Raw genomic sequence first — 24,507 nt, 5'->3', positions numbered from 1 at the left:
AAACCAGTGTAGAATAATGAACAAAGGACAATGTAGTATTTGCCGTGGAACTCAAACAATTAAAATATTTTATTGCAGTGATCGAGTCTGGAAGCTTAGGTAAAGCTGCAAAAAATCTCGATATTGGAACTTCTGCATTAAGTCAGCAAATCTCAAAATTAGAAAGCGAGCTTTCTATTCGCCTTTTACAACGTACTGCTTTGGGTACGGTTCCCACCCCTGCGGGTTTAGCTTTTTTTCAACAAGTTCAACTGGCACTTAGGCACTTAGACCATGCTGTAGACTCTGCACACTCTTCACGTTTAAGTGGTCATGTTACCGTCGGTTTTTCGCCAAGTGTCGCGTCGGTTATAGGCACACACTTTTTAAAACTCATGAGAAACCGCTACCCCGACATTAAAGTCCGTCTCATTGAAGGGTTATCGGGTGACCTCAAAGCATTAGTCAATGCAAGACAGCTCGATGTTGCCATCATCTTTAGTGACGATGTCGACCCACAGTGGGCCATACAGCCTTTAGTCAAAGAGCAAATGTTTTTAATCTCGCCTAAAGAAGTACTGAGTCAGTACCACCTTGAAAGCTGTATCGACACTCAAACCATTACGCATACACAGCTAAAAGAACTTCCGCTGATTTTACCGAGTCAACGACATGGACTGCGTTTGTTACTCGAACAGAAAATTCATCAGCTTAGAGTGGCCTATGAAATTGATGGGCTGCATTTGTTAATGGAAAGCATTAGCCAACTCGAAATGGCAACCATCCAACCTGCGGGTGCATCATTAAACTCAAGGCAAGACTTATGTTTGTTACGCGTTGTAGAACCTGCCATTGAACGCATTAACTATTTAATTAGTTTGTCTGAAGAAGAACTCTCACCTGCTACTTTAGCCACCAAAGTAGTGATTCGTGCTTGTGTGGCTAACTTAATTAATGAAAAGCGCTGGCCCGGTGCGGAACTCATAAACACTTAAGCGCTTAGTATTTATTTTTACTAAACACCCATTCAAGCTTAGCCTCTCACTTCACCTTCCTTTTTAAAGCTACATTAACCTTAGCTGAGAAAGGGAGAAATCCATGCATGATGTAATTGTGATTGGTGGTGGGAATGCCGCACTGTGTGCCGCGCTCACGGCAAAAGAAAGCGGCGCTTCTGTGCTTGTCATAGAAGCAGCACCTAAAGAATGGCGTGGTGGTAACTCACAACACACCCGTAACCTTCGCTGCATGCATGATGCTCCTCAAGATGTATTGGTCGATGCCTATCCGGAAGAAGAATATTGGCAAGACTTACTTAAAGTGACTGCGGGCAAAACCAATGAGCACTTAGCTCGTCTGGTTATTCGTAGCACCGCGACTTGCCGTGACTGGATGCGTAAACATGGCGTGAATTTTCAGCCGCCACTATCGGGTGCTTTACATGTTGCACGTACCAATGCCTTTTTTATGGGTGGCGGTAAAGCCCTCATTAATGCGTATTACCGTAGTGCTCAAGAGCTTGGCATCGAGATTTTATACAACACAAAAATTAAAGATCTAAAGTTAAACCAAGGACATTTTGAAGCTGCAATTGCTGAAGATGGCCGTGTGTTTAAAGCGAAAAGCTGTGTATTGGCCGCAGGTGGTTTTGAGTCAAATTTAGAATGGTTAAGAGAAGCATGGGGACAAAATGAAAACGGCGAATGGCCTGCCGATAATTTCATTATTCGTGGAACCCGCTTTAATCAGGGCAACTTGCTCAAATTTATGATAGATCAAGGCGCGGATATTATTGGTGACCCATCACAATCACACTGTGTAGCCGTAGATGCACGCGCACCATTATATGACGGCGGCATCTGCACCCGTATTGACTGCGTTTCTTTGGGTATTGTGGTCAATAACAAAGCTGAACGTTTTTACGATGAAGGTGAAGACTTCTGGCCAAAACGTTATGCGATTTGGGGCCGCCTTGTTGCCAAACAGCCTCAGCAAATTGCCTATTCGATTATCGACTCAAAAGCCATTGGTCGCTTTATGCCACCTGTGTTTGCGGGTGTGAAAGCAAATAGCATTCAAGAACTGGCCGAAAAAATCGGACTAGATGCAAAAACCTTATGCCACACGGTAGAAGAATTTAACCAAGCCTGCGTACAAGGCACCTTTAACCATACGGTTTTAGATGACTGCACCACCGAAAATATTGTTCCCAACAAGACTCACTGGGCAGTTCCTCTCGACAAGCCACCTTTCTATGCCTATGCGCTTAAGCCCGGTATTACCTTTACCTATTTAGGCTTAAAAGTCGAAGACGATGCTGCGGTACGTTTTAACAATAAAGCCAGCCACAACCTGTTTGTCGCAGGTGAAATGATGGCAGGTAACGTACTCGGTCAGGGTTATACCGCAGGCGTTGGTATGTCGATCGGCACGACCTTTGGACGCATTGCCGGAAAAAATGCAGCCCACTATGCACTTTCACAAGGAGTTGAACATGAATGCTAGTACTAAAGCCCTAATTCCAGTTGTTCAGCTCTCTGACCATGAGCAGGAAGTTCAAAGAGCACTACAAATTTGTAATGCTTGTCGCTACTGCGAGTCATTTTGTGCTGTATTTGCGGCGATGACCAAGCGCCTTGAGTTTAACCAAGCCGATATTCATTACCTTGCAAACCTGTGCCATAACTGTGGTGCTTGTTTACACGCTTGCCAATATGCCCCGCCGCATGAGTTTGGTGTAAACATTCCAAAAGCAATGGCACAAGTACGTTTGGAAACTTACCAAGAGTTTGCGACCCCTCAGCCTTTAGGCCGACTTTATAAGTCTGTGGGAATTCCTTTTGTCTCGGCGTTATCAGCTATTTTCTTTTTATGTATGTTAGCTGTGGTGTGGTACAAGGGCACCGACCTGTTTGCAGGCTATCAAGGTAATTTCTATGCGATTTTCCCGCATAACTTTTTAGCGATACTGTTTGGAGCGACCTTTACAGTTGCGATTGTTTTGCTCGGCATTGGAATTAGCAAATTCTGGCGACAAACCTCTAAAGTTATTCACGGCAAAGTTGAGAAACCCGACCTTATTCAAGCCTCTCAAAATGTTTTAACGCTTAAATATTTAGATGGTGGGCATGGTAAAGGCTGTAATGAACAAGATGACCGTTACACCCAAATCCGCCGCGTGTTTCATCACCTGACGTTTTATGGCTTTATGCTTTGCTTTGCAGCCACAGGCGTAGCGACTTTATATCACTATTTCCTTAACCTACATGCGCCTTACCCTATCTTTAGCTTGCCTGTTATTTTGGGTACGTTGGGTGGGTTTGGCTTAGTGGTTGGGCCATCTGGCTTGCTCTATTTAAACCTTAAACGCCATCCATTACATGGTGACCGCGAGCAAAAACCTGTAGATCGAGGCTTTATTTTCCTTTTAATTTTAGTCAGTGCTTCAGGCTTAGCCCTCATGGCATTTCGTAATTCTCCATACATGGCACTTTTACTGATTTTCCATTTAGCTACGGTCATGACGTTCTTTATTACCATGCCTTTTGGAAAGTTCGCACACGGTTTTTACCGCAGCGCGTCTTTACTCAAATTTGCCATCGAAGAACGCATTTCTAAAAAGTCATAATTTTATTCAAAAGTATTCACTATCTTGGCGTAGTGAATACTTCATTATTTTAAGATCAAAATACTTCATAGCTTGCCTACTTTTTACTATTTAAAATTCCCAAGCCATACATCGGCCACTTGGTACTCGCTTTAATATTATTAATCAGCATCGCCACCAAAACTAAAGACACTGCGCCCACCAAAACAGGGAAAATTAAAAAGCTCCACTGGTAATGTATGCTACTCGCGGTAAGCAAAATAACCAAAGGATTGGCCCCAGCAGGTGGATGAACGCATTTAAAAATCTGCATGAGTGCAATTGCGCAGCCCACTGAAAAAGCAATTGTAAAAATAGAAACACCGACAAATTTTAGAAAAAACAAACCCACAAAAGCCGAAATAAGATGTCCAAATATAATATTTCTCGGCTGCGCCAAAGGTGACTGCGACACGGTATAGAGCAATACACAGGTCGCACCAAACGGCGCCATGATGAAGATATTGTGTGTGAGCTTACTCAACCACAAAAGTATAAAAATACTGACCGTTCCCCCAATAAGGCTTCTTAAAACATCAACTTTAGTGGGCGATGGAGCCAGTTTTTCTTTGCCATAAAACATCGAGAACATGGTTTTATTCCTTAAACAAACATTGCTTTTTAAAAAGCATATAGATAAAATTTCAAATAGTACAGATCTGTACTATTTTATTTTTTGGAAAAGTTTTATGTCAAAATCTGCCTTAAAAATATTAGATACAGCCGAGAAGTTATTTAATGAAAATAGTTTTGTCGGGGTTGGCGTTGACTTGATTCGCGATGAATCTGGCTGCTCTAAAACCACGATGTACACATACTATAAAAATAAAAACCAACTGGTTAAATCTGTGCTCGTTGCACGTGATGAACGGTTTAAGCAAAGCCTTTTGGGTTATGTTGGAGATGCAACAGGGTTAGAGGCCATCAATAAAATTCTGGATTGGCACACCAATTGGTTTAGACAAGATTTTTTTAAAGGCTGTTTATTTGTAAGAGCAGTCGCTGAATCTAACCAAGATGATCAAGACATTATTTCTATTTCTAAAGCCCATAAACAATGGATTAAAGTGTTGATTGCGGAAAACTGCAATATACCCAATGGTGAAGCTTTATCTGAGCTGATCTATACGGTGATTGAAGGCTTAATTAGCCGCTTTTTAGTCGATGGTTTCGATGAAACACTTGCGATAAACATGAAAAATTCTATTAATCAATTATTTAATATTCACCAACATTAGCATGAGAACTTAAAATGGAAGTGGATCATATTTTTATTTGTGTACAATCAGGCGCTCCCGAAGCTGAAACTTTAAAAAAATTCGGTCTAACAGAAGGTTCATCCAATAAGCACCCGGGTCAAGGTACCGAAAACAGACGCTTTTTCTTTAAAAATAGCTTTATCGAATTAATCTTTTTAAATAACCCAGAAGAAGCTTCAAGTGATCTCACAAAACCGACTCTGCTTTTTGAACGACTAAGTGCTCAAAATAATATTGCGTCCCCTTTTGGTATTTGTTTTCGCCCTAAAAATAAAGATGATAACGGTGCAAAATTTCCTAATTGGGTTTACAAACCAAGCTATTTACCAGCCAGCTTAGAAGTAAATATTGCCAAAGATTCTGTGGTAACTGAACCGATGTGGTTCTTCCTTTCATTTGCTTCACGACCAGACCTTGCTGCAAAAGAAAAACAACAACCACTTGTTCATAGCAAAGATTTATCACAAATCACTGCGATTAAAGTTTCTATTCCAAACCTTGAAAAGCACCCTACTTCATTGCTGTTCAATTCGCTTGATGATTTTGAAGTGACTGATGGATCGGAGCATTTAATGGAAATTAGTTTTGATCATGAACCTCAAGGAATAATTCATGATTTCAGGCCAGAGCTGCCGCTTATTTTTAAATATTAAAAACGCTTAGTTTCTAATAAAAAACTGTGATTTATTGCAAATCACAGTTTTTATTTAAATTGAATCACATTAAAAACGACAATAGCTTAAGCAATTTTTCCATCAATAATGCCTTTCTCTTTTAATGCAGATAGCTCTTCTGCTGTTTTAAATCTCGATAAGATTTGAGCCGTATGTTCACCTAGCTCTGGCGGTGCATGATGATATTCAACGGGAGTATCAGACAACTTGATGGGTGAACCAATCGTTTGAAAGTTTTCATTTAAACGATGAGGAATATTGACCACTAAATTGCGATGTACGATTTGTGGTTCAGCTAAAGCATCTTCAATAGAGTTTATAACACCTACGGGTACTTTAAGCGCATGAATCATCTCAACCCATTCTTTGGCAGTTTTTTGCAAAAAGTGCTCGGACAATAAAGGAATCAGTTCATCTCGATACTTTACGCGGTCTTGGTTACGCACAAACTTTTCATTTTCGAGTAGCTCTGAATAATCAATTGCAATACACAAATCTTTAAACTGTTTATCGTTACCGCAAGCAATAATAAATTCTTTATCTTTAGCCTTAAAAGTTTGATACGGCACAATACTCGGGTGCTGATTACCCATGCGCTGTGGCGCTTTACCCGAAGCTAAATAATTCATTCCCTGATTTGCCAGTGCCGCGACCTGTACATCAAGGAGTGACATATCAATATATTGACCACGCCCTGTGTGCGACCGTGCAATCAAGGCCGCTTGAATGGCAATGGTTGAATATAAACCAGTTTGAATATCTACAACAGCCACGCCAACTTTTTGTGCACCACCGCCTGCCACATCATCAGGCTCGCCTGTAATGCTCATTAAGCCGGACATACCCTGAATAATAAAATCATAACCGGGTTCTTCTGCACGTGGGCCATCTTGCCCAAACCCAGTAATCGAGCAATACACAATATTTGGGTTTAACTCATTCAAGGAAGCATAGTCCAAACCATATTTAGCCAAAGACCCTGTCTTATAGTTTTCAATTACCACGTCGGCAGTCTTAGCAATTTCATAAATTAAAGCCTGACCTTCGGGTGTGGTAATGTCCACTGCAACTGAATATTTATTACGGTTAGTACACTGAAAATAGCCAGATTCACGGGTCATGTTTCCATCTTGATCGGGCATCCATGGTGGCCCCCACATGCGGGTGTCATCACCGACTCGAGGACGTTCAATTTTAATCACTTCCGCGCCAAGGTCTGCCAAGATTTGCCCGCACCATGGCCCTGCAAGTACACGACTTAAATCTAAAACTCGAATTCCTTGTAATGCACCCATAACGATACCCTTATCTTTTTAGAAGGTACTCAACGCACCTTCTTTTCATTGTTTATGATTGTTTTTGCGGATCGTACTGACGATCTTTAATAAATAATCCTGGCAATACACCCGCAACAAAATACGCAGCGCCCATCACAATAAAGGCCATGGTAAACGTACCGCCCGATGCCAAGAAACCAATGGTAGCTGGTGCAATAGCGGCCCCGACACGACCAATGTTATAAGCACCGCCAATGGCTGTACCGCGCACGTCGGTTGAAAAACTTTCAGCCATATAGGTCGCGTTTACACCATATGGAATGCCATATAAGAAGCCAAAAGTGATCAATAAATACAAAATATTGTCAGGGGTATTGAAGAAAATAATGATTGGCAAGAACACAGCGCTCGCAATTGTGCCAAACACAAAAACAGCACGGCGGTTAAATTTGTCGGCAAGATAACCCGCTAAAATTTTTCCTAGAATCATTGCGGTATATGAACCCACCATATAACTGGTTAAGTTTTTAAAGTTCATATGCACTTCTGTTTCTAAATAACTTGGCATCCAGTTGTTAATGCCGTAATAACCAAACTGTAAGAAGAATGCTGTGGTCATCCATAACAAAAACATTTTACGGTGCTTAAAGTTATTAAAAATTTGCTTATAAATACTGCCACTTTTTGGCTTTTCAGCCACCACCATTTCTTTAGGTTGTCTGTTACCTTGCAAGCTTTCAATTTTGGTGAGCTGCCAAGATTTTGGCTCTGGTACAAACCGTTGTAGGAAAATATTTACAAAAGCAGGGACCACGGTCAGGAAGAACAAAACACGCCAGCCATGATCTGGAATAATTGCGCCAGCTAATAACGTTGCAGCAATATAACCTACGGTCTGACCCGTCTGTAATGTGCCCAATACCGTTGTACGGTACATGGTTGGCACATATTCAGCCATTAAGGTATTACATGCCATATAAAGTGCTCCAATTCCTAAAGCACCAATAAAACGTAAAGCCATAAATTGTTCGAAGCTTTGCGTAAAGCCCAATAAGCAAGTTGCTACAGAAAAGAAGGTCACCGAGTTGGCAATGGTTCGTACACGACCAAACTTGTCACATGCCCAGCCACCCAAAATACCGCCAATACCCATACCCGCCAAAGAAGCACTACCTAAGGCACCTGCCTGAAAGGTACTTAAACCAAACTCTGCCTTTAAACTGGTTAAGCTATAAGACAACAGCATAATATCAATGCCATCGACCACCATCGCAAAATAGGCAAATAACAACGCCCATTTCCATGTATGAGGTCCAATCCTTTCGTATGTTCCAAGGTTACTTGGAAATGTATTTCTTAATTCTTTCGATATTACTTGAACGTCATTGTTCATCTTTAGTTCCTCATTTTCCCAAATGAGTCATCGATAGCTTACTTATGTTTTCTGTATGACTTAATCTTCTATATTTTCATCATCTTACATTTGGTTTTAAGTACACAGAGGCGTATCTTTACATGAGTATCCTTACGATGAATCTTGTCATTTTCCATAAATTTTTGCGTAAAAATCCCTAAAGGTGCTCTCGAAAGAACACCTCTATCTTTTAAAAAATTAATGAGTTAGTTACTAAATGCGGCAATGCCTGTTTGGGCACGACCTAAAATAAGAGCATGAACATCATGTGTACCTTCATAGGTGTTCACAACTTCAAGATTGACCAAATGACGTGCTACGCCAAACTCATCACTAATACCGTTTCCACCCATCATGTCACGTGCCATACGGGCAATATCAAGTGCTTTCCCACAGTTATTACGCTTAATGAGAGATGTACCTTCAACTGACGCAATGCCTTCATCTTTCATACGACCAAAACGTAAAGCCACTTGCAGACCCAAAGCAATTTCAGTTTGCATATCTGCGAGTTTCTTTTGAATCAACTGATTTGCAGCTAACGGACGACCAAATTGTTTGCGGTCCATGGTGTATTGATGTGCGGTATGCCAGCAGAACTCGGCAGCACCCATTGCGCCCCATGCAATGCCATAGCGGGCGCTATTTAGACAGGTAAATGGGCCTTTTAAGCCTCGAATTTCAGGGAATGCATTTTCTTCAGGTACAAATACGTTATCCATTACAATTTCACCCGTAATCGAGGCACGTAAACCAACCTTGCCATGAATGGCAGGCGCAGATAAACCTTCCCAGCCCTTTTCTAAAATGAAGCCGCGAATATCACCCACATTACCTTCAGCAGAAACTTCTTTTGCCCAGACTACAAATACATCGGCAATTGGACTATTGGTAATCCACATTTTTGCGCCACTTAAACGGTAACCACCGTCAACTTTCTTAGCACGAGTAATCATACTGCCCGGGTCTGAGCCATGATCAGGTTCAGTCAAACCAAAACAACCAATATATTCACCAGTAGCTAGTTTAGGTAAGTATTTCTGCTTTTGCTCTTCGGTACCAAATTCATGAATCGGAACCATCACCAATGAGCTTTGCACGCTCGCCATAGAGCGGTAGCCCGAATCCACATATTCAATTTCACGCGCAACCAAGCCATAACTCACATAGTTTAAACCTGCACCGCCATATTGCTCAGGAATGGTTGGACCCAGTAAGCCAAGCTCTCCCATTTCACGGAAAATAGATGGATCTGTTGTTTCATGACGAAATTGTTCAAGTACACGTGGTTGCAAACGTTCTTGGCAATAGGCATGAGCCGCATCACGAATCATGCGCTCATCTTCGGTAAGCTGTTGCTCAATTAAAAATGGGTCTTGCCAGTTAAATTGAACTTTTGCTTTTTTTGTTGTCACCATGTGATTCATCGCATCCTCTGCTTGATTGGATCTTCTTTATTTAACTCGATGTTATGCGTGAAAAATACAGTAATCAAACGATAAATGTTCATGCAGATATGCGACTTACGCATATTTAAAATAAGAAGGTTTAAATTTAGATATTTAATTCGTTGTATTTCATTAAAAATGGCTTATTTTTATACTAAACTCGGATATCTGCATTTAGGTCATATGCTGTTTTGAAATATGACGACAAATAAAAGGATTTATTTATGCGACGAAGTATCCCGTCCATTCAGGGCCTGATTTGCTTTGAAAGTGCAGCAAAACATCTAAGTTATACCTATGCTGCGCAAGAGTTATGTATTACCCAAAGCGCTGTCTCTCGCCAAATTCAGCAGTTAGAAGACTTCTTGGGCGTTGAACTCTTTATACGTACTCGGCATGGGGTTGAACTCACCATTGCTGGTCAGCAATATTTTAAAAGCATTAAACCCTACTTGTTAGGGCTAGAGAAATGTACGGCCGATGTGATTTCTCATAAAGGTTTAGGCGGAACATTAAAGTTAGGCGTGGTGCCTACCTTTGCAACCCGTTGGCTGTTACCCAAACTTCATCTTTTAAATCAAAAACACCCTGAAATTACGGTTCACTTAGAAACCAGTACCAAGCCTTTTTTATTTAATGACAATATTTTTGACGCTGCGATTTTTGCAGGTACGCAGCAGCAAATTGACCACTGGCCCGGCATACAAGCGCATTATTTAATGGATGAAGAAATTGTACCCGTGTGCTCACCCAGACTCATCGAGAAGTATTTTCCAGATGCTGTGATGATTAATGAAAATACCTATGATTTAAGCTCAGAAGATTTGCTAAAAATTCCCCTGCTACAACAAACCACTCGGCCAAGCATTTGGCAAGAATGGTTTCTGACCCATCAGATGCAACACCCGAAACCTTTTGATGGACAACGCCATGAGTTATTTTCGATGCTTGCGGTTGCTGCCAGTCATGACATGGGAATGGCTTTAATTCCACAAATGTTGATTAAGTCTGAACTACAAAAAAAAGAACTGGTGATTGTTTCCAATAAAAAATTAAAAGGCAGCCGAAAGTACTACCTCATCCATTCGAGCCAAGACATAACCCCAACCATTCAAAAATTTGTTGAGTGGATTTATCAAGAGTTAGAGCAGTTAAAAAGTAATATCAATTAGCTGAGCAGCTTTCATTTATGCCACATATTGCGATCTATACGCATAAAAAAAGATTGTGATTAATCAGATCACAACCTTTTAGTTAAGCATAAATGTCTTTGAAATTAATGATTCATTAATTGAATATCTGAACCACGACGTTTCGGGTCAATCAAGATTTTGGCATGCTGTTCAGGGTCGCGTAACGCTTCAAATGCACTCGTAACACCCTCTAAACCTACAACACCGGTAATCAGTGGTGAGCAGTTCACTTTACCTTCTGCAATCATATGCAGAGCATCTCGGAACTCAAGCGGTGTATAGCCCAACACAAACTGAATTTCTAACTCTTTATTAATCGCAAGTGCGGGTTCTATTTTGTCACTTTGCATGCACACGCCCACCCCAACAATTCGGGAAAACAAAGGTGCACCTTCAATAATTTGCTGCAAAACACCCGGTACGCCCACACACTCAAAAATAATAGGACGTTTTGGCAAAGCACCTAATTTATCAATCATGCGCCATCCATGCCACCAAGGTAAGCGAGTCGCTTGTAACTTATCAAACAACCCCATGCCCATGTTAATAGCATCCGAAACATTGCCAAGTAAACCAAACTCTTTCCAGTTAGCAAATGGCGATGTCTCTTTAGGGTCTACCACAATATCGGCACCGCATTGCTCGGCAAGCTTACGACGGTTTGGAGAAAAGTCGCTGGCAACTACAGTTTTAACCCCAGCTGCTTTAAGCATTAATATGACACCTAGCCCGACAGGACCACAGCCAATTACAATCGCAGGTTCACCAGTTTTTACACGACTACGGCGAACAGCATGTAATGCAACCGCCATAGGTTCAGTCATGGCAGCACTATCGGCATCTAGACCGTTGGGTACTTCAAACATCAAGCTCGATTGAGCCAATACTTGCTCGGCATAACCACCCGAAGCATTTGGAGAAAGCCCTGTAGACAAATAACCATGCTGATCTACATTTAAAAGCGGCATTGCGCAAACGAGTGTATCCGCTTTAAATTTATGACGTGTTTTTGGGCCGTAGTCTAAAACCTTACCGCAAAACTCATGTCCCAATACAAACGGATCTGTAGACTTGGCTAAACCATTAAACCCGACACGTGCAGCCAGATCATGCATGTGGTCGCAGTGGTGCTGCATATGTAAATCTGAACCACAGATGCCACATCGCACCACTTCTAATAAAACCTGCCCTTTTGCAGGTGTTAAGTTCGGTTGATCCACTACTTGTAATGTTGCTTGATGACAAAGTACCGACTTCATTTGAGTGCTTCCTATTTCTTCTTTTTCATTTACTTGCCAGAAATAGATTTCTACAGATAAATTAATCGCTTTATCGGTTTGGTCTTTAGCAAGCCTTTATTCATCTTTACAACTAAAAAGCAAAATACCAATGACCATTCTTCAGCCAATCTATTGTTGAAGAGTCAACAAAAACAGGCGCAGCGAAATTAAAACAATAAAAATCTTGGTGCTTGTATCTTACACAGACTGCGTTGTCTTCTTAGGCCAGAACAATGTCATCAAAATTAAAACTTATACAAATATAGTAAGTTCAAAAAACTCAACTCAACGCTTTTCACAAAAACATAGCAAATCCAAACTTTTATCAGCAGTCCTAAACAGGCATGATGAATTAATACGAACAGATAAGAAGAAGTCTATGATTACAAAAACGCTCCCCCTTACAGATATACACCGCCACCTTGATGGCAACATCCGCATTCAAACCATTTTGGAGTTGGGGCAACAATACAATTTAGATTTACCTGCCTACGACATTGAATCTTTACGACCACACGTACAAGTGATGAATAACCAACCTGACTTATTAAGTTTTTTATCTAAGCTCGATTGGGGCGTAAAAGTATTAGCGAGTTTAGATGCCTGCAAACGCATTGCTTTTGAAAACATGCAAGATGCAGCACAACAAGGCCTAGATTATGTAGAGCTGCGTTTTTCACCAGGTTATATGGGAATGACACATCAACTTCCACTTGAAGGCGTTGTTGAAGCGGTTATTGCGGGCGTAAAAGAAGGTAGTCAAGCTTACGGAGTAAAAGCGAATTTAATTGGCATTATGAGCCGTACTTTTGGTCAGGAAGCCTGTGAAAAAGAGTTAAATGCTCTACTCGCCCATAAAAATGATATTAAAGCGTTGGATCTCGCTGGAGATGAGCTTGGTTTTCCGGGCAATTTATTTATTGATCATTTTAAAAAAGCACATGATGCAGGTTGGCACATTACGGTACATGCAGGCGAAGCTGCCGGCCCAGAAAGTATTTGGCAAGCTATTGAAGAATTAGGTGCCGAACGAATTGGACATGGCGTTAAAGCAGTTCAAGATTTAAAACTTTTAGATTATTTAGCGAAACATAAGATTGGTATTGAGTCTTGTCTCACCTCAAACATTCAAACCAATACAGTGCCGTCTTTAGCAGAACATCCATTAAAGACATTTTTAGAACATGGTGTGCTTGCCACCATTAATACGGATGACCCAGCAGTAGAAGGTATTGAGATACAACATGAATATTTAACTGCTGCCCCACTGGCGGGTTTAAGCCCTGAGCAAATTTATACAGCTCAACAAAATGGTCTTAAAATCTCATTTTTGACAGATCAAGAAAAAGATGAGTTAAGACAGAAATATCAATAACAGAGAACAGAGCTTATATAAATAAGTTCAAATATTGGAGCGTGTATGAATTAAATTTAGATATATAAAACAAAAAAATTCCTTCCACCTTTAAGGCTAGAAGAAATTCTTTTTAATATTTGGGATATTTTCAAAGCTTGAACGCTTTTAAATATGGTCGGAGCAGTAGGATTCGAACCTACGACCCCCTGGTCCCAAACCAGGTGCACTACCAGGCTGTGCTATGCTCCGAAATTGGGGTGAATGACGGGATTCGAACCCGCGACAACTGGAATCACAATCCAGGGCTCTACCAACTGAGCTACATCCACCATCAAATAAGTTCTATGTACCAAGCTACCAAATGGCGCGCCTGACAGGATTCGAACCTGTGACCATCCGCTTAGAAGGCGGATGCTCTATCCAACTGAGCTACAGGCGCTTAACCGATGATGCTTATCATGCGATACTTCGCCGATCTTAAAATATTATTTTAAGTGGTCGGAGCAGTAGGATTCGAACCTACGACCCCCTGGTCCCAAACCAGGTGCACTACCAGGCTGTGCTATGCTCCGATCTATCTCAGCTTTTGCTGTATCGCACATCGTGCGGTACGGTGTGCATTCTAGGCGCGACGCCCTCAGACGTCAACACCTATTCTAAAAAAAAGTTAAAAATCCTTATCAAATGTATATTTAACAAGCATTTTGAGGTTTTTTAACGTTTTAACGATGCACTAAAGGCTAACATTCGATCTAAAGGCATTTTGGCACGTTCAGCTAGCGCTGGATCAACGTGTATTTCCTGATCACCTTTTTGTAAAACTTCTAAAATTCCATCGAGTTCATTCATTGCCATCCACGGACAGTGAGCACATGAACGACAAGTTGCCCCCTCACCCGCTGTTGGTGCTTCAACTAAAATCTTATTGGGTACTGCTTGCTGCATTTTGTAGAAAATACCGCGGTCTGTTGCCACAATGAGTCTTTCGTTTGGCAAAGTCTGTGCAGCTTTAATGAGTTGAGAAGTACTACCTACCGCATCGGCAATTTCTACAACCGACTCTGGCGACTCTGGATGTACCAATACAGCAGCGTCTGGATACAGTGCTTTCATGCTGGCAATACCACGTGCGCGGAATTCTTCATGCACAATACATGCGCCATCCCAAAGCAACATGTCAGCGCCGGTTTTCTTTTGGATATAGCGACCTAAGTGCTGATCTGGTGCCCAAATAATTTTTTCGCCCAAGCTGTCTAGGTGCTCAACAATTTCAACAGCACAGCTTGAAGTTACGACCCAATCTGCACGTGCTTTAACAGCAGCAGATGTGTTTGCATAAACAACTACAGTATGGTCAGGGTGTTGATCACAAAATGCTGTGAACTCATCAACTGGACAGCCCAAGTCGAGTGAACAAGTTGCTTCAAGTGTCGGCATTAAAATTGTTTTTTCAGGAGACAGAATTTTAGCTGTCTCCCCCATAAATTTAACACCAGCAACGACTAATGTTGAGGCAGCATGATCGCGTCCAAAACGGGCCATTTCTAAAGAATCAGAAACACATCCACCTGTTTTTTCAGCAAGCTCTTGTACTTCAGGGTCGCAATAGTAATGAGCAACAAGGACAGCATCACGTTTTTTGAGCTCTGCTTCGATCTGTGCAAACTTTTGTTGTTTTGCTTCTTCACTTAAGCGATTGTCTTTTGGCTCACCTAAACGGTCTAAATGCGCTTGTACAATGTTTTTTGCATCGTTGGCAATTAAAGTCGCATCACTCATAAAACGTCTTCTCTATCCTTTATGCTGGCATACCTGCTCGCATATAACGTTACTGCTTAAATGATTTAATAGATTGAATCATTTAATATCAAAAGTTGGGGCTAATAAAAAAGCCTCTTTGTCGAGGCTTGATTATAACTGAATATTTACGAACGGTAATCTGCATTAATCTTGACATAGTCGTAAGATAAATCGCATGTATAGACTGTGTCTTTGGCTTGTCCGCGACCTAAATCAACACGAATGGTAATTTCGGTTTGTGCCATAACGCGCGCGCCCGCTTCTTCAGTATAGTCCTCGGCTGCACCACCATCTTTACAGATTTGTACGTCGTCTAGCCATACCTGAATTTTTGACACGTCTAAGTCTTTCACTCCAGCATAGCCAATTGCCGCTAAAATACGTCCCCAGTTCGGGTCAGATGCGAAAAGTGCGGTTTTAACAAGTGGAGAGTGCGCAATGCTGTACGCAATGTCACAACATTCCTGAATGTTACCACCACCCTCTACCGCAACAGTAATAAACTTCGTCGCACCTTCGCCATCACGAATAATTAACTGCGCTAAGCGATTCATAACACGAGCAAGCACTTCTAATACTTTTGCGTAGCGTGCATCGCTGTCTGATGTAATTTCAGTGCCACCTGCCTGACCAGTCGCCACAAAAATACAAGAGTCATTTGTTGAAGTATCACCATCAATGGTAATACGGTTAAATGAATGCTCAACTGTTGTCTTTAATAGTTTTTGTACTAAATCGCGGCTAATAGGCGCATCTGTAGCAACAAAGCTCAGCATGGTTGCCATGTTTGGACGGATCATGCCTGCGCCTTTACTAATACCTGTCATGGTATAAGTAACGCCATCAAGTTCAAATTGTTCAGATGCACCTTTAGGCACAGTGTCTGTCGTCATAATGCCAGTTGCTGCATCATTCCAAGCAGCATCTTGTACGCTATTTAATGCAGGCTGAAGACCAGCAAGTAAACGCTCCATTGGAAGCTGCTCACCAATCACACCCGTAGAAAACGGAAGTACTTCAAAACTGTTCACACCAGCAAGCTCAGCTAACTTCGCGCAAGTGTCTTGGGCATTTTTTAAACCTGTAGGTCCAGTACCCGCATTGGCATTACCTGTATTAATTACTAAATAACGAGGGTTGCCTTGTGCAAGATGAGCTTTCGATACATGAACAGGTGCTGCACAGAATGCATTTTGGGTAAATACCCCAGCAACGTTTGAACCTTCTGCAAACTCAAAAATGACTAAATCTCGTCGGTTCTGGTAACGTACATATGCTTCAGTTGAGCCAATTTTTACACCTTTTACCACATGCATTTGTGGCATTGTTACGTCGCCGACAGCCATTTTTAGAACATCCAGAGTTTGTTATGAAAAGATTAATATTTCAGAAAATAGCGATGTAACAAAACATGCTTTACATGAAATATCATTCTTGACAGCTTATTAGAAAAGCCTGAAAAAATCGAGCGCTAAAAATAGCTTATTGTTGCTCTAATTTTAATAAAATATCTTTCTTATCAAGACCACCCGCAAAACCAACCAAGGCGCCGCCTGCCCCAATGACTCGGTGACAAGGTGCAATAATTGAAATCGGGTTTTTACCATTAGCAGCACCTACTGCACGCACGGCTTTTTCATTGCCAATTTGAACAGCAATCTCTTTATAACTTCTTGTTTCACCATAGGGAATACTGAGTAATGTCGCCCACACCTGCTTTTGAAATGCTGTACCTTCAAAATCTAATGGCAAGCTAAACTCACGGCGCGTACCTTCAAAGTATTCTTTTAACTGTTGCTCAGTTTTTAATAAAATTGGATGCTCAGTTTGTTCGACCAGCTCTGCTAGTCGAACACGTTTTGGATTTTCATTGTCCCAAAGTACTGCCACCAAAGCATTTTCATTCGCAACTAGCTTTAATTGCCCAACAGGCGAATTGATATACTTATAAGACAGCAACATACTTTATCCTTTTAAGATGGAGACGAAATTTTCATTAGAACCAGTCCCGATACAATCAGTACAGCGGCAATCATTCTCATCGCACCAATAGGTTCATGAAGAAAAAATATACCCACTAAAAATGATCCAATTGCACCTATGCCTGTCCAAACCGTATAAGCAGTACCAAGGGGTAGAGTTTTCATTGATATTGAAAGCAGAACTACACTCAAAATCATAAAAACTACGGTAATAATACTAGGTGTTAAACGTGTAAAACCTTCAGACATTTTCATAGAATATGCCCAAATGATTTCAAATACACCTGCTAAAATTAAAATAGCCCAAGCCATAACATTCACTAATTTTTATAGTGTCAGGTCGTCCTGACATGATTACCCATTATGGGGGAGGTCGTTCCTCCTTTATGTGAAGACTCAGTTTACTTTAAAATAAAAAATGTAGGCAAACCCGAACCCAAGCTTACCTCTATCAGAAAATATTATTCATTTTTGAGTTGTAAGATTTTCCGTGCACCATTTAAAACAAATAAAACAATAATTAACCCAATTATGAGATCAGGGTAACGAGAACCTGTGATTGCAACTAATATTCCCGCAATTATGACGCCTAAGTTTACGATGACATCATTGGCAGAGAATATATAACTCGCCTTCATATGTGCCCCACTCTCCTTATGGTCTCTCATTAAATAAAGACAACTAACATTGGCCGCAAGGGCTAAGCTACCAATTAAAATCATGAGAATTGAAACAGGTTCACTGCCGTATATAAAACGACGTAGTACATCAACTAAGACAATCATGGCTAAGCCAAACTGAAACCATCCGGAAATATGTGCGGCCTTTAATTGAGCATTGAGGTTTTTACCTACCACAAATAAAGCAATTCCATAAATTGCCGCATCGGCAAACATATCAAGTGAGTCAGCAATTAATCCTGTTGATGACGCAATAATGCCTGCCATAAATTCGATGAAAAACATCACAGCATTAATGAGTAACAACCATTGTAAAACCTGTTTTTGTGCTGCATGGTTTGAAGAACTAGCACGTACCTTTTTAGGCTTTTCAACGGGTTCATAGTGTGGCTGCGTTTGCTGTAACTCAGCCCCTAAACCTAGGCGTTGCAGGCTTTGGGTAATTTTTTCAGCTGCTGTACTGTGATATACCGCTAAATGACGAGTAGGTAAATCAAATTCAAGTTCTTGAATATGTTCAGCATAAGGTGCTAAAGCCATTCGCACCATTTGCTCTTCTGCTGCGCAATCCATGTGAGGAATATGGTAATAACTCACCCATTGGATTTTATTCGCCATAGGTTCACTCGGCATAGAATAGTCCTGAGTTGCTACGCTTGAGCACCCACAGCTTTTATTTACATTTATTTGATTCTCTTGTTTTTCTAAAGCCATCTTTGCACCATAACTGACACAAAAAACAATGCCATCAGTATAAACCAATGGCATGTCATTAAGCTTAATTTTTGTTCGGCAATTAAAACTTAAGTGTTAACCCTGCACCATAATACCAACCATGTTCAGAGTCTGTTCCAGTTTGCCAAGCAGTTTGTTTTAGACCTTTTTCATAACCATGACCGACATCAACAAATGGCATGACCTTTTTATTGATTTCATAACGGGTTTGAAAACCTGCCTGCAAACTCGATAATCCCGTTTTACTGGCATAGCGAGATTCATCTTGCAAAACAACATCTGCTTTTAAATAGGGCTTACCAATCAACTTTTGGGTAAAGAGTAAGTCTCTTTCCGTTTCTAAACTTAACTTCCATAACTGATCTTCACCTGCGTAAAGATAAGCATCGGTTTCAAAAAAGTAAGGTGCCATGCCGTGTAAGCCCACTACACCAGCCCAGCGATCTTGCTTTTCATCTTCCCGCTGTAAACGTTCGTAGTTTACCCCAGCCTGTACATCCCAATAGTCGGCAACATTGCGGCTATAAAGTACTGAACCACCATAATTAGCATCTTCCGACTCAGCTTTTTCAACATGGGCTTTAATGAACAGTTTATTTTCATCAGTTCCCACCCAGCTTTCCAATTCAGAAGAAAAACGTCCTTCTCCTTCTTCATTTTGAGTCCAACCAGAATCAATTTTTGTTGCTTGATAAACCTGTCCACCATGTTCACGTAAATGATCATGAGTTAAAGGCTCTTGAGCAAAAGCAAATATAGATATACCCGAGAAAGCACCGCAACATATCATTTGAGAAAATAACTTAGTGATGCGCATGACTAGCTCCTTTCTCATTTTCAGATTGAACGATTGGCTGTAATTGAGCTGGTTGTTGGCTATCGTTTACTTGTGCAACAATCAACTTATTCATCATTCCGGCGCTCATGTGATAAAGCAAATGACAATGAATCGCCCACTCACCTAATGCATCAGCCGTCAATAACGCAGTAACAGTCTTTCCTGGTGGAACAACAATGGTGTGTTTATTCGGTAAGTTTTCAGCTTTTTGGCCATTTTCTAATTGCATAAACATGCCATGTAAATGCATTGGATGGGCCATCATGCTGTCATTCACAAACTTCAAGCGAATACGTTCGCCATATTTAACTTGTAATGGTTCAGCTTCGTTAAATTTCTTACCATTAATGGTCCAGATATAACGCTCCATGTTACCCCCTAAACGGATGACTAATTCACGTTCCGGCGCACGGGTATCTGACTGAGGTGTTAAAGACTGCAAATCACTATATTGCAGTGCTTTCATACCCGCTGGTGTTGAAGCATTTGCCCAGCCATACACAGGCTCATCTTTTTTAGTTTTATTCTCAGATTGAGATGGCATCTCATGCTTCATATTCATCATAGCGTGGTCATGTTCGCTAGACGACATTGCCTGCATATCATGTTTCATTTCAGGCATCGCTGACATGTCATGCTTCATTTGCATCATAGAATGATCATGTTTTTCAGATGACATATTTTTCATGTCATTGCTCATCATTGTGTGATCATGATTAGTCTGGCTCTCTTCTTTTTTCATTTCAGGCATAGCCGACATATCGTGCTTCATTTGCATCATAGAATGATCATGTTCGTCAGATGACATATTTTTCATGTCATCATCCATCTTCATCACCGTATGATCATGATTAGCCTGGCTTGTCTCTTTTTTCATTTCAGACATGTCATGTTGCATATTCATTTGATGGCCAGCATGTTCATCACTTCCACTACCATGATTCATGCCCATGTCGTCCATGGTTAACAAAGCACGCGGACGCGGCTGTGGTATTTGAATTGGTCCTACAGCTTGTGTATTTTCATTATGCAAAGTGCCGATAGCAAAACCACTACGGTCAATAGACTCTGCTTCAATCTGATAATTTGACTGTTTAGGTTCCACAATGACATCGTAGGTTTCGGCTGTGCCAATACGAAACTCGTCAATTGCAACAGGTTTAACTGGCTGTCCGTCTGCACTCACGACAGTCATTTTTAAATTTGGAATTCTGACATCAAAAAATGACATTGCTGATGCATTAATAAATCGTAATCGAACCTTATCTCCAGCTTTAAAATTACCTGTCCAATTTTGCTCTGGTGTCTTGCCATTAACTAAGAAGGTATAACCCGTCACATCAGACATATCGGTTTTTAACATCCGCATCTGATTCCACATGGAACGATCTTGCCAAGTTGCCTTTAAGCCTTGTGCTTTAACTTGCTTCCACACATCAGATACGGTTTCACGGCGGTTTTGATAATACTCAGCAGATTTCTTTAAATTCTTTAAAATACTATCGCTAGAAGAGTTATGAAAATCTGAAAGCATCACTACATAATCACGATCAGTTTTTTCATGCGCCGCAACTGGTATTTTCCCTTTGGGGTAAATTACGAGTGGCCCATATAAACCATCTTGCTCTTGGCCTTTACTATGCGCGTGATACCAATAAGTACCATTTTGCTTCACCTTAAAGCGGTAAACAAAATCTCCGTTTGGCGCGATTCCTTTGAAATTATTAAAACCCGGTACACCATCCATTAACCCTGGCAGTAACAACCCATGCCAATGCAAAGACGTATCTTGATTCTTTAATTGGTTATGAACATGAATAACAGCCTCATCCCCTTCCTCAAACTCAAGAAGTGGGGCTGTAAATTTTCCATTTACGGTAATTCGTTTGAGCGGCTGACCAGTAATATTGACCTGTTGTTCATTAATATTAAGGTGATATTCCTTAATTGCCGCGAGAGTCCATGGTGAAACCAATAGACCAAATACAGCGACGAGGCTGCTAATTGTTTTATGAGACATTGCTGTAATCCTTTGAACTAAAAAAATAAGTAAGAAAGGATTAAGCTTTTGGAGGACGTAAAATTTCTTGCCAGTATCCGGCTAAATGCTGAGCCTGATAAACACTACTAAATTGAGATGAAATAGGAATAAATGATGTTTCAACGTCTGGTACAGCTTGCTGCAAAGCCAGATTCAGCATCTGACAATGGACTGGGTTACAGTCTTGGCAGTGTTCACCATGTTGAGAAACTTTCACCATAGATTGATGGCACATCGCCTGATCATCAGCTTGACCCTGCATAGTATGATGTGTCATTTGCTTACTATGACATGGCATCGTATGAAGATCATGCTGCATAGGCATCTGAGCAACAGACACGCCACTCCACCCAACAACTAAAGTCATTAGGAACACAAACCAAGCATACTTGCGTAAGTGTTGCAGCGTCATCATTTATTGCCTTGAGCAATCCATTTATCTATGGGATATAAGCATAACCAAGTTTTAAATCAGATACAATTTTACATCTTAATTGATTGTTTTTACGGTCATTAAGCAAACGGAGGTTGATGCTGAAGAACTAAATCAATCACATCTAGTGCACCTTCGTGTTCATTACTTACAGTTGCATAAGGTGCCACTGCTTTTAAAGCTTGAACAGCATTTTCAACCGCAAAACCATAACCGACTGCTTTAATCATCTGGATATCATTATTGTTATCACCTATCGCTACCACCTGTTTAGGTTCAATCTGCCATTTTTGTAGTAATAGCTTCAAACCATGTGCTTTATGCTGGTCTGGAAGAATCAAATCGATAAAACCAAACCCACTGGAAACAGGCACTAAAATTTTATCTGGTACAAAACTTTTCTTCTGAAAATGTTCAAAAATTGCAAAACTTTCGTTTTCCTGAGCAGTAAAAGTAATTTTACACACCAAGTCATTTAGCGCATAAAAGTCATCGATAACTGTCAGCTTCTCAAAATATCGAGCGACTTTAGCGTAGTCCTCTGCGTTCATACTGCTATGCACATAAGCACTCTGTTTCCCACAGATCACCATAGTCGAGGTATACGCAGGGTCAATCGCTTTTAGAATATTACTAAACTGTTCTTTGCTTAAATGGGCAAAAGCGAGTTCTTGTCCAGCATCTACAACATGTGCGCCATTTTCTGCAATAAAAGCTATTTCATGATTAATTTCTGGAAAATAGGTCACAAGCTTTGCGAGTTGGTTACCGCTGGCCACCACAAAATGAATATTATTTTGTTTTAATTGTTCATACTGTTTTAAAAAACGTGCTTTGTTGTACTGCTTCTTAGAATTAAGAAAAGTCCCATCCATATCTACCGCTAAAATTTTTACTGTCATTAATGATCTAGGTCTCTTACTAAAATCTTATTAAATCAAATTTAGCTTTACTTTTCATGACACTTTTACAGTTTTATATCTATTAATTTTTAAAAGTTTTATACAGCCTCATCTCGTTTTTTGCACAGGTTATTTTTTAGCAAAGCTTAATAAAAAACCAGACAATAAAATATTCAATACGCATAAAAAAAGAACGCCAAAGCGTTCTTTTTTCATATATTTTGTTTAGAGAGTAAACGGTTGATCTCATTTTGTTTATTTTACCAACATCTTATCCATACGGTTATCAACACAGTTATCCATACAGTTATAAACAAAGTTATCCACATGAGCGAAGATCAACCACACTTTCCCAAGCGCAAGACGAACAGCTATGCTGTGAGTGACGAAAAGCATTCTCACCTTATCCAAGCACAAAACAGCTGTTAAACCTCTTTCGTTCCTACTTTAGCAAGCTCTGCACGCATTTGATCAATCACAACTTTATAATCGGGTTGACCAAAAATAGCTGAACCAGCAACAAACATATCTGCACCCGCTTCTGCAATTTCACGAATATTTGCAGGACCAACACCACCATCAACTTCTAAACGAATATCACGGCCACTTGCATCGATAATTTTGCGCGCTGCACGTAATTTCTCTAAAGTCATTGGAATGAACTTTTGTCCACCAAAGCCAGGGTTTACACTCATTATTAAAATTTGGTCAACTTTATCAAGCACGTAATCTAAATGGTGTAACGGTGTTGCTGGGTTAAAGACTAAACCTGCTTTAGCACCACCAGACTTAATCAGCTGTAATGAACGATCAATGTGGTGAGATGCTTCTGGGTGGAAAGTAATAATATCAGCGCCAGCCTCTAGGAAATCACCAATAATACGGTCAACTGGAGATACCATTAAATGCACATCAATTGGAGCTTTAACACCATAGTTTTTTAGAGCCTTACATACACCAGCACCAAAAGTTAAGTTTGGAACATAGTGATTATCCATCACGTCAAAATGCACTACATCTGCACCTGCAGCTAACACTTTGTCTACATCTTCGCCTAAACGAGCAAAATCGGCAGATAAAATAGAAGGAGCAATCAAATAAGGCTTGGACATAGGTGGATGACCTGGCTAGAAGTTTAAGGAGAGACTAGAAATTATAACAAAAAAGAACCTACTTAGCCCGCCCTTCCTTGTTTAAATGACAACATTTCAAACTTGCAACGTAACGTTGCTACTATAGAATGCCAAGTGCCAAACGAATTTGTTAAGGTACATTAAACCAATGTGAGGATTGATAATGAAAAGTACGACTCATCTATTAACAAATGATGGAAAACGCATTGCAAAACGTCTAGTTAATCATTGGAAACATAAATTTGAAGTACAAGAAACTGAGCAAGATTTTAAAATCTTAATGCCTACAGCAACCATTACACTTGCACCAGAAACAGAGCAATTAAATGTTGCTATTGATAGCCAGTTAGATGACCATGACCACTTGGAAAAAGTTGTCCATGATCATCTAAACCGTATGGCTCAACAAGAATTTCAGGTGGAATGGCAGCACTAA

At 40.5% G+C, this 24,507-nt stretch carries 24 protein-coding genes and 4 tRNA genes; 8 read left to right on the top strand and 20 right to left on the bottom strand.

The window, feature by feature from the left end:
• Positions 1-44: 44 nt before the first annotated feature.
• The 3 genes from ABFY81_RS15740 (at position 45) to tcuB (ending at position 3,607) form a co-directional block, all read left to right on the top strand.
• A complete protein-coding gene (locus tag ABFY81_RS15740; protein WP_191015726.1) occupies positions 45-974 on the top strand; it encodes a LysR substrate-binding domain-containing protein in 930 nt (309 codons plus the stop codon).
• A 103-nt stretch (positions 975-1,077) separates the two neighbouring features.
• A complete protein-coding gene (tcuA, locus tag ABFY81_RS15735) occupies positions 1,078-2,484 on the top strand; it encodes an FAD-dependent tricarballylate dehydrogenase TcuA (RefSeq protein WP_347914133.1) in 1,407 nt (468 codons plus the stop codon).
• Positions 2,474-3,607, top strand: coding sequence for a tricarballylate utilization 4Fe-4S protein TcuB (gene tcuB, locus ABFY81_RS15730; RefSeq protein WP_191000679.1), 1,134 nt, complete (start codon positions 2,474-2,476; stop codon positions 3,605-3,607). The genes tcuA and tcuB overlap by 11 nt, the downstream gene beginning before the upstream one ends.
• A 76-nt stretch (positions 3,608-3,683) precedes the next feature.
• Here tcuB and ABFY81_RS15725 read toward each other — a convergent pair whose 3' ends face one another.
• Entirely contained in the window at positions 3,684-4,217 is a 534-nt protein-coding gene (locus ABFY81_RS15725) for an HPP family protein (protein ID WP_347914132.1), read from the bottom strand.
• A gap of 97 nt (positions 4,218-4,314) precedes the next feature.
• Here ABFY81_RS15725 and ABFY81_RS15720 point away from each other — a divergent pair, with 97 nt between their 5' ends.
• The gene (locus tag ABFY81_RS15720; protein ID WP_014208449.1) at positions 4,315-4,863 is read left to right on the top strand and encodes a TetR/AcrR family transcriptional regulator; all 549 of its coding nucleotides are present in this window, start codon (positions 4,315-4,317) and stop codon (positions 4,861-4,863) included.
• A gap of 14 nt (positions 4,864-4,877) precedes the next feature.
• Positions 4,878-5,537 (top strand): VOC family protein, encoded by a 660-nt coding sequence (locus ABFY81_RS15715; RefSeq protein ID WP_347914131.1) that lies wholly within the window; start codon positions 4,878-4,880, stop codon positions 5,535-5,537.
• An 86-nt stretch (positions 5,538-5,623) separates the two neighbouring features.
• Here the strand turns inward: ABFY81_RS15715 and ABFY81_RS15710 are convergent, their stop codons facing one another.
• The 3 genes from ABFY81_RS15710 to ABFY81_RS15700 all read right to left on the bottom strand — a co-directional run bounded on the left by ABFY81_RS15710 (position 5,624) and on the right by ABFY81_RS15700 (position 9,676).
• Entirely contained in the window at positions 5,624-6,853 is a 1,230-nt protein-coding gene (locus ABFY81_RS15710) for a CaiB/BaiF CoA-transferase family protein (protein ID WP_347914130.1), read from the bottom strand.
• 52 nt (positions 6,854-6,905) lie between these two features.
• Positions 6,906-8,228 carry an MFS transporter gene (locus tag ABFY81_RS15705; RefSeq protein ID WP_347914129.1) on the bottom strand — a complete coding sequence of 441 codons (1,323 nt, stop codon included), beginning with the start codon at positions 8,226-8,228 and terminating at the stop codon, positions 6,906-6,908.
• Positions 8,229-8,455: 227 nt separating this feature from the next.
• Positions 8,456-9,676, bottom strand: coding sequence for an acyl-CoA dehydrogenase (locus tag ABFY81_RS15700; protein ID WP_005071193.1), 1,221 nt, complete (start codon positions 9,674-9,676; stop codon positions 8,456-8,458).
• Positions 9,677-9,921: 245 nt separating this feature from the next.
• On the opposite strand from ABFY81_RS15700, the gene ABFY81_RS15695 reads away from it, so the two are divergent.
• The gene (locus ABFY81_RS15695) at positions 9,922-10,869 is read left to right on the top strand and encodes a LysR substrate-binding domain-containing protein (protein WP_347914128.1); all 948 of its coding nucleotides are present in this window, start codon (positions 9,922-9,924) and stop codon (positions 10,867-10,869) included.
• A gap of 104 nt (positions 10,870-10,973) precedes the next feature.
• Here the strand turns inward: ABFY81_RS15695 and ABFY81_RS15690 are convergent, their stop codons facing one another.
• Complete coding sequence (locus tag ABFY81_RS15690) at positions 10,974-12,149, bottom strand: zinc-binding dehydrogenase (RefSeq protein WP_347914127.1); 1,176 nt, start codon at positions 12,147-12,149, stop codon at positions 10,974-10,976.
• A gap of 400 nt (positions 12,150-12,549) precedes the next feature.
• Here ABFY81_RS15690 and add point away from each other — a divergent pair, with 400 nt between their 5' ends.
• On the top strand, positions 12,550-13,545 hold the full coding sequence (gene add / locus ABFY81_RS15685; protein WP_347914126.1) for an adenosine deaminase: 996 nt from the start codon (positions 12,550-12,552) through the stop codon (positions 13,543-13,545).
• Between the two features lie 154 nt (positions 13,546-13,699).
• On the opposite strand, the gene ABFY81_RS15680 is transcribed toward add, so the two are convergent.
• The 15 genes from ABFY81_RS15680 to rpe form a co-directional block, all read right to left on the bottom strand.
• Positions 13,700-13,776: transfer RNA gene (locus ABFY81_RS15680), tRNA-Pro, on the bottom strand.
• A gap of 4 nt (positions 13,777-13,780) precedes the next feature.
• Positions 13,781-13,856 (bottom strand) — tRNA-His (locus tag ABFY81_RS15675).
• Positions 13,857-13,889: 33 nt separating this feature from the next.
• A tRNA-Arg gene (locus ABFY81_RS15670) sits at positions 13,890-13,966 on the bottom strand.
• 56 nt (positions 13,967-14,022) lie between these two features.
• Positions 14,023-14,099 (bottom strand) — tRNA-Pro (locus ABFY81_RS15665).
• Between the two features lie 142 nt (positions 14,100-14,241).
• Entirely contained in the window at positions 14,242-15,306 is a 1,065-nt protein-coding gene (nadA, locus tag ABFY81_RS15660) for a quinolinate synthase NadA (protein WP_004703754.1), read from the bottom strand.
• Positions 15,307-15,452: 146 nt separating this feature from the next.
• Positions 15,453-16,673 (bottom strand): bifunctional glutamate N-acetyltransferase/amino-acid acetyltransferase ArgJ, encoded by a 1,221-nt coding sequence (gene argJ, locus ABFY81_RS15655; protein WP_347914125.1) that lies wholly within the window; start codon positions 16,671-16,673, stop codon positions 15,453-15,455.
• Between the two features lie 136 nt (positions 16,674-16,809).
• Positions 16,810-17,289: a methylated-DNA--[protein]-cysteine S-methyltransferase gene (locus tag ABFY81_RS15650; protein ID WP_347914124.1), complete on the bottom strand. Its 480-nt coding sequence runs from the start codon at positions 17,287-17,289 to the stop codon at positions 16,810-16,812.
• Between the two features lie 11 nt (positions 17,290-17,300).
• Entirely contained in the window at positions 17,301-17,621 is a 321-nt protein-coding gene (locus tag ABFY81_RS15645; protein ID WP_004703760.1) for a multidrug efflux SMR transporter, read from the bottom strand.
• 149 nt (positions 17,622-17,770) lie between these two features.
• On the bottom strand, positions 17,771-18,757 hold the full coding sequence (locus tag ABFY81_RS15640; RefSeq protein ID WP_347914123.1) for a cation diffusion facilitator family transporter: 987 nt from the start codon (positions 18,755-18,757) through the stop codon (positions 17,771-17,773).
• 28 nt (positions 18,758-18,785) lie between these two features.
• Entirely contained in the window at positions 18,786-19,541 is a 756-nt protein-coding gene (locus tag ABFY81_RS15635) for a copper resistance protein B (protein ID WP_347914122.1), read from the bottom strand.
• The gene (locus ABFY81_RS15630; RefSeq protein ID WP_347914121.1) at positions 19,528-21,582 is read right to left on the bottom strand and encodes a multicopper oxidase domain-containing protein; all 2,055 of its coding nucleotides are present in this window, start codon (positions 21,580-21,582) and stop codon (positions 19,528-19,530) included. The genes ABFY81_RS15635 and ABFY81_RS15630 overlap by 14 nt, the downstream gene beginning before the upstream one ends.
• Before the next feature lie 40 nt (positions 21,583-21,622).
• Positions 21,623-22,015: a hypothetical protein gene (locus tag ABFY81_RS15625; protein WP_311070526.1), complete on the bottom strand. Its 393-nt coding sequence runs from the start codon at positions 22,013-22,015 to the stop codon at positions 21,623-21,625.
• A gap of 101 nt (positions 22,016-22,116) precedes the next feature.
• A complete protein-coding gene (locus ABFY81_RS15620; RefSeq protein ID WP_347914120.1) occupies positions 22,117-22,938 on the bottom strand; it encodes a Cof-type HAD-IIB family hydrolase in 822 nt (273 codons plus the stop codon).
• 255 nt (positions 22,939-23,193) lie between these two features.
• Positions 23,194-23,334 carry a hypothetical protein gene (locus tag ABFY81_RS15615; RefSeq protein WP_347914119.1) on the bottom strand — a complete coding sequence of 47 codons (141 nt, stop codon included), beginning with the start codon at positions 23,332-23,334 and terminating at the stop codon, positions 23,194-23,196.
• A gap of 29 nt (positions 23,335-23,363) precedes the next feature.
• Positions 23,364-24,050 (bottom strand): ribulose-phosphate 3-epimerase, encoded by a 687-nt coding sequence (gene rpe / locus ABFY81_RS15610; protein WP_019456697.1) that lies wholly within the window; start codon positions 24,048-24,050, stop codon positions 23,364-23,366.
• Positions 24,051-24,234: 184 nt separating this feature from the next.
• Here rpe and ABFY81_RS15605 point away from each other — a divergent pair, with 184 nt between their 5' ends.
• Positions 24,235-24,507: a DUF2218 domain-containing protein gene (locus ABFY81_RS15605; protein WP_347914118.1), complete on the top strand. Its 273-nt coding sequence runs from the start codon at positions 24,235-24,237 to the stop codon at positions 24,505-24,507.

The organism is Acinetobacter sp. WA-87, from assembly GCF_039938935.1.
GTDB classification, from domain to species: domain Bacteria; phylum Pseudomonadota; class Gammaproteobacteria; order Pseudomonadales; family Moraxellaceae; genus Acinetobacter; species Acinetobacter seifertii.
This window is presented reverse-complemented; position numbering and strand designations above follow the sequence as displayed.

Bases quoted from the DNA above. Each gene is read 5' to 3' on its own strand.
- tcuA (WP_347914133.1), top strand. From the start codon at position 1,078: ATGCATGATGTAATTGTGATTGGTGGTGGGAATGCCGCACTGTGTGCC.
- tcuB (WP_191000679.1), top strand. From the start codon at position 2,474: ATGAATGCTAGTACTAAAGCCCTAATTCCAGTTGTTCAGCTCTCTGAC.
- ABFY81_RS15725 (WP_347914132.1), bottom strand. From the start codon at position 4,217: ATGTTCTCGATGTTTTATGGCAAAGAAAAACTGGCTCCATCGCCCACT.
- ABFY81_RS15720 (WP_014208449.1), top strand. From the start codon at position 4,315: ATGTCAAAATCTGCCTTAAAAATATTAGATACAGCCGAGAAGTTATTT.
- ABFY81_RS15715 (WP_347914131.1), top strand. From the start codon at position 4,878: ATGGAAGTGGATCATATTTTTATTTGTGTACAATCAGGCGCTCCCGAA.
- ABFY81_RS15710 (WP_347914130.1), bottom strand. From the start codon at position 6,853: ATGGGTGCATTACAAGGAATTCGAGTTTTAGATTTAAGTCGTGTACTT.
- ABFY81_RS15705 (WP_347914129.1), bottom strand. From the start codon at position 8,228: ATGAACAATGACGTTCAAGTAATATCGAAAGAATTAAGAAATACATTT.
- ABFY81_RS15700 (WP_005071193.1), bottom strand. From the start codon at position 9,676: ATGAATCACATGGTGACAACAAAAAAAGCAAAAGTTCAATTTAACTGG.
- ABFY81_RS15695 (WP_347914128.1), top strand. From the start codon at position 9,922: ATGCGACGAAGTATCCCGTCCATTCAGGGCCTGATTTGCTTTGAAAGT.
- ABFY81_RS15690 (WP_347914127.1), bottom strand. From the start codon at position 12,149: ATGAAGTCGGTACTTTGTCATCAAGCAACATTACAAGTAGTGGATCAA.
- add (WP_347914126.1), top strand. From the start codon at position 12,550: ATGATTACAAAAACGCTCCCCCTTACAGATATACACCGCCACCTTGAT.
- nadA (WP_004703754.1), bottom strand. From the start codon at position 15,306: ATGAGTGATGCGACTTTAATTGCCAACGATGCAAAAAACATTGTACAA.
- argJ (WP_347914125.1), bottom strand. From the start codon at position 16,673: ATGGCTGTCGGCGACGTAACAATGCCACAAATGCATGTGGTAAAAGGT.
- ABFY81_RS15650 (WP_347914124.1), bottom strand. From the start codon at position 17,289: ATGTTGCTGTCTTATAAGTATATCAATTCGCCTGTTGGGCAATTAAAG.
- ABFY81_RS15645 (WP_004703760.1), bottom strand. From the start codon at position 17,621: ATGGCTTGGGCTATTTTAATTTTAGCAGGTGTATTTGAAATCATTTGG.
- ABFY81_RS15640 (WP_347914123.1), bottom strand. From the start codon at position 18,757: ATGCCATTGGTTTATACTGATGGCATTGTTTTTTGTGTCAGTTATGGT.
- ABFY81_RS15635 (WP_347914122.1), bottom strand. From the start codon at position 19,541: ATGCGCATCACTAAGTTATTTTCTCAAATGATATGTTGCGGTGCTTTC.
- ABFY81_RS15630 (WP_347914121.1), bottom strand. From the start codon at position 21,582: ATGTCTCATAAAACAATTAGCAGCCTCGTCGCTGTATTTGGTCTATTG.
- ABFY81_RS15625 (WP_311070526.1), bottom strand. From the start codon at position 22,015: ATGACGCTGCAACACTTACGCAAGTATGCTTGGTTTGTGTTCCTAATG.
- ABFY81_RS15620 (WP_347914120.1), bottom strand. From the start codon at position 22,938: ATGACAGTAAAAATTTTAGCGGTAGATATGGATGGGACTTTTCTTAAT.
- ABFY81_RS15615 (WP_347914119.1), bottom strand. From the start codon at position 23,334: ATGCTTTTCGTCACTCACAGCATAGCTGTTCGTCTTGCGCTTGGGAAA.
- rpe (WP_019456697.1), bottom strand. From the start codon at position 24,050: ATGTCCAAGCCTTATTTGATTGCTCCTTCTATTTTATCTGCCGATTTT.
- ABFY81_RS15605 (WP_347914118.1), top strand. From the start codon at position 24,235: ATGAAAAGTACGACTCATCTATTAACAAATGATGGAAAACGCATTGCA.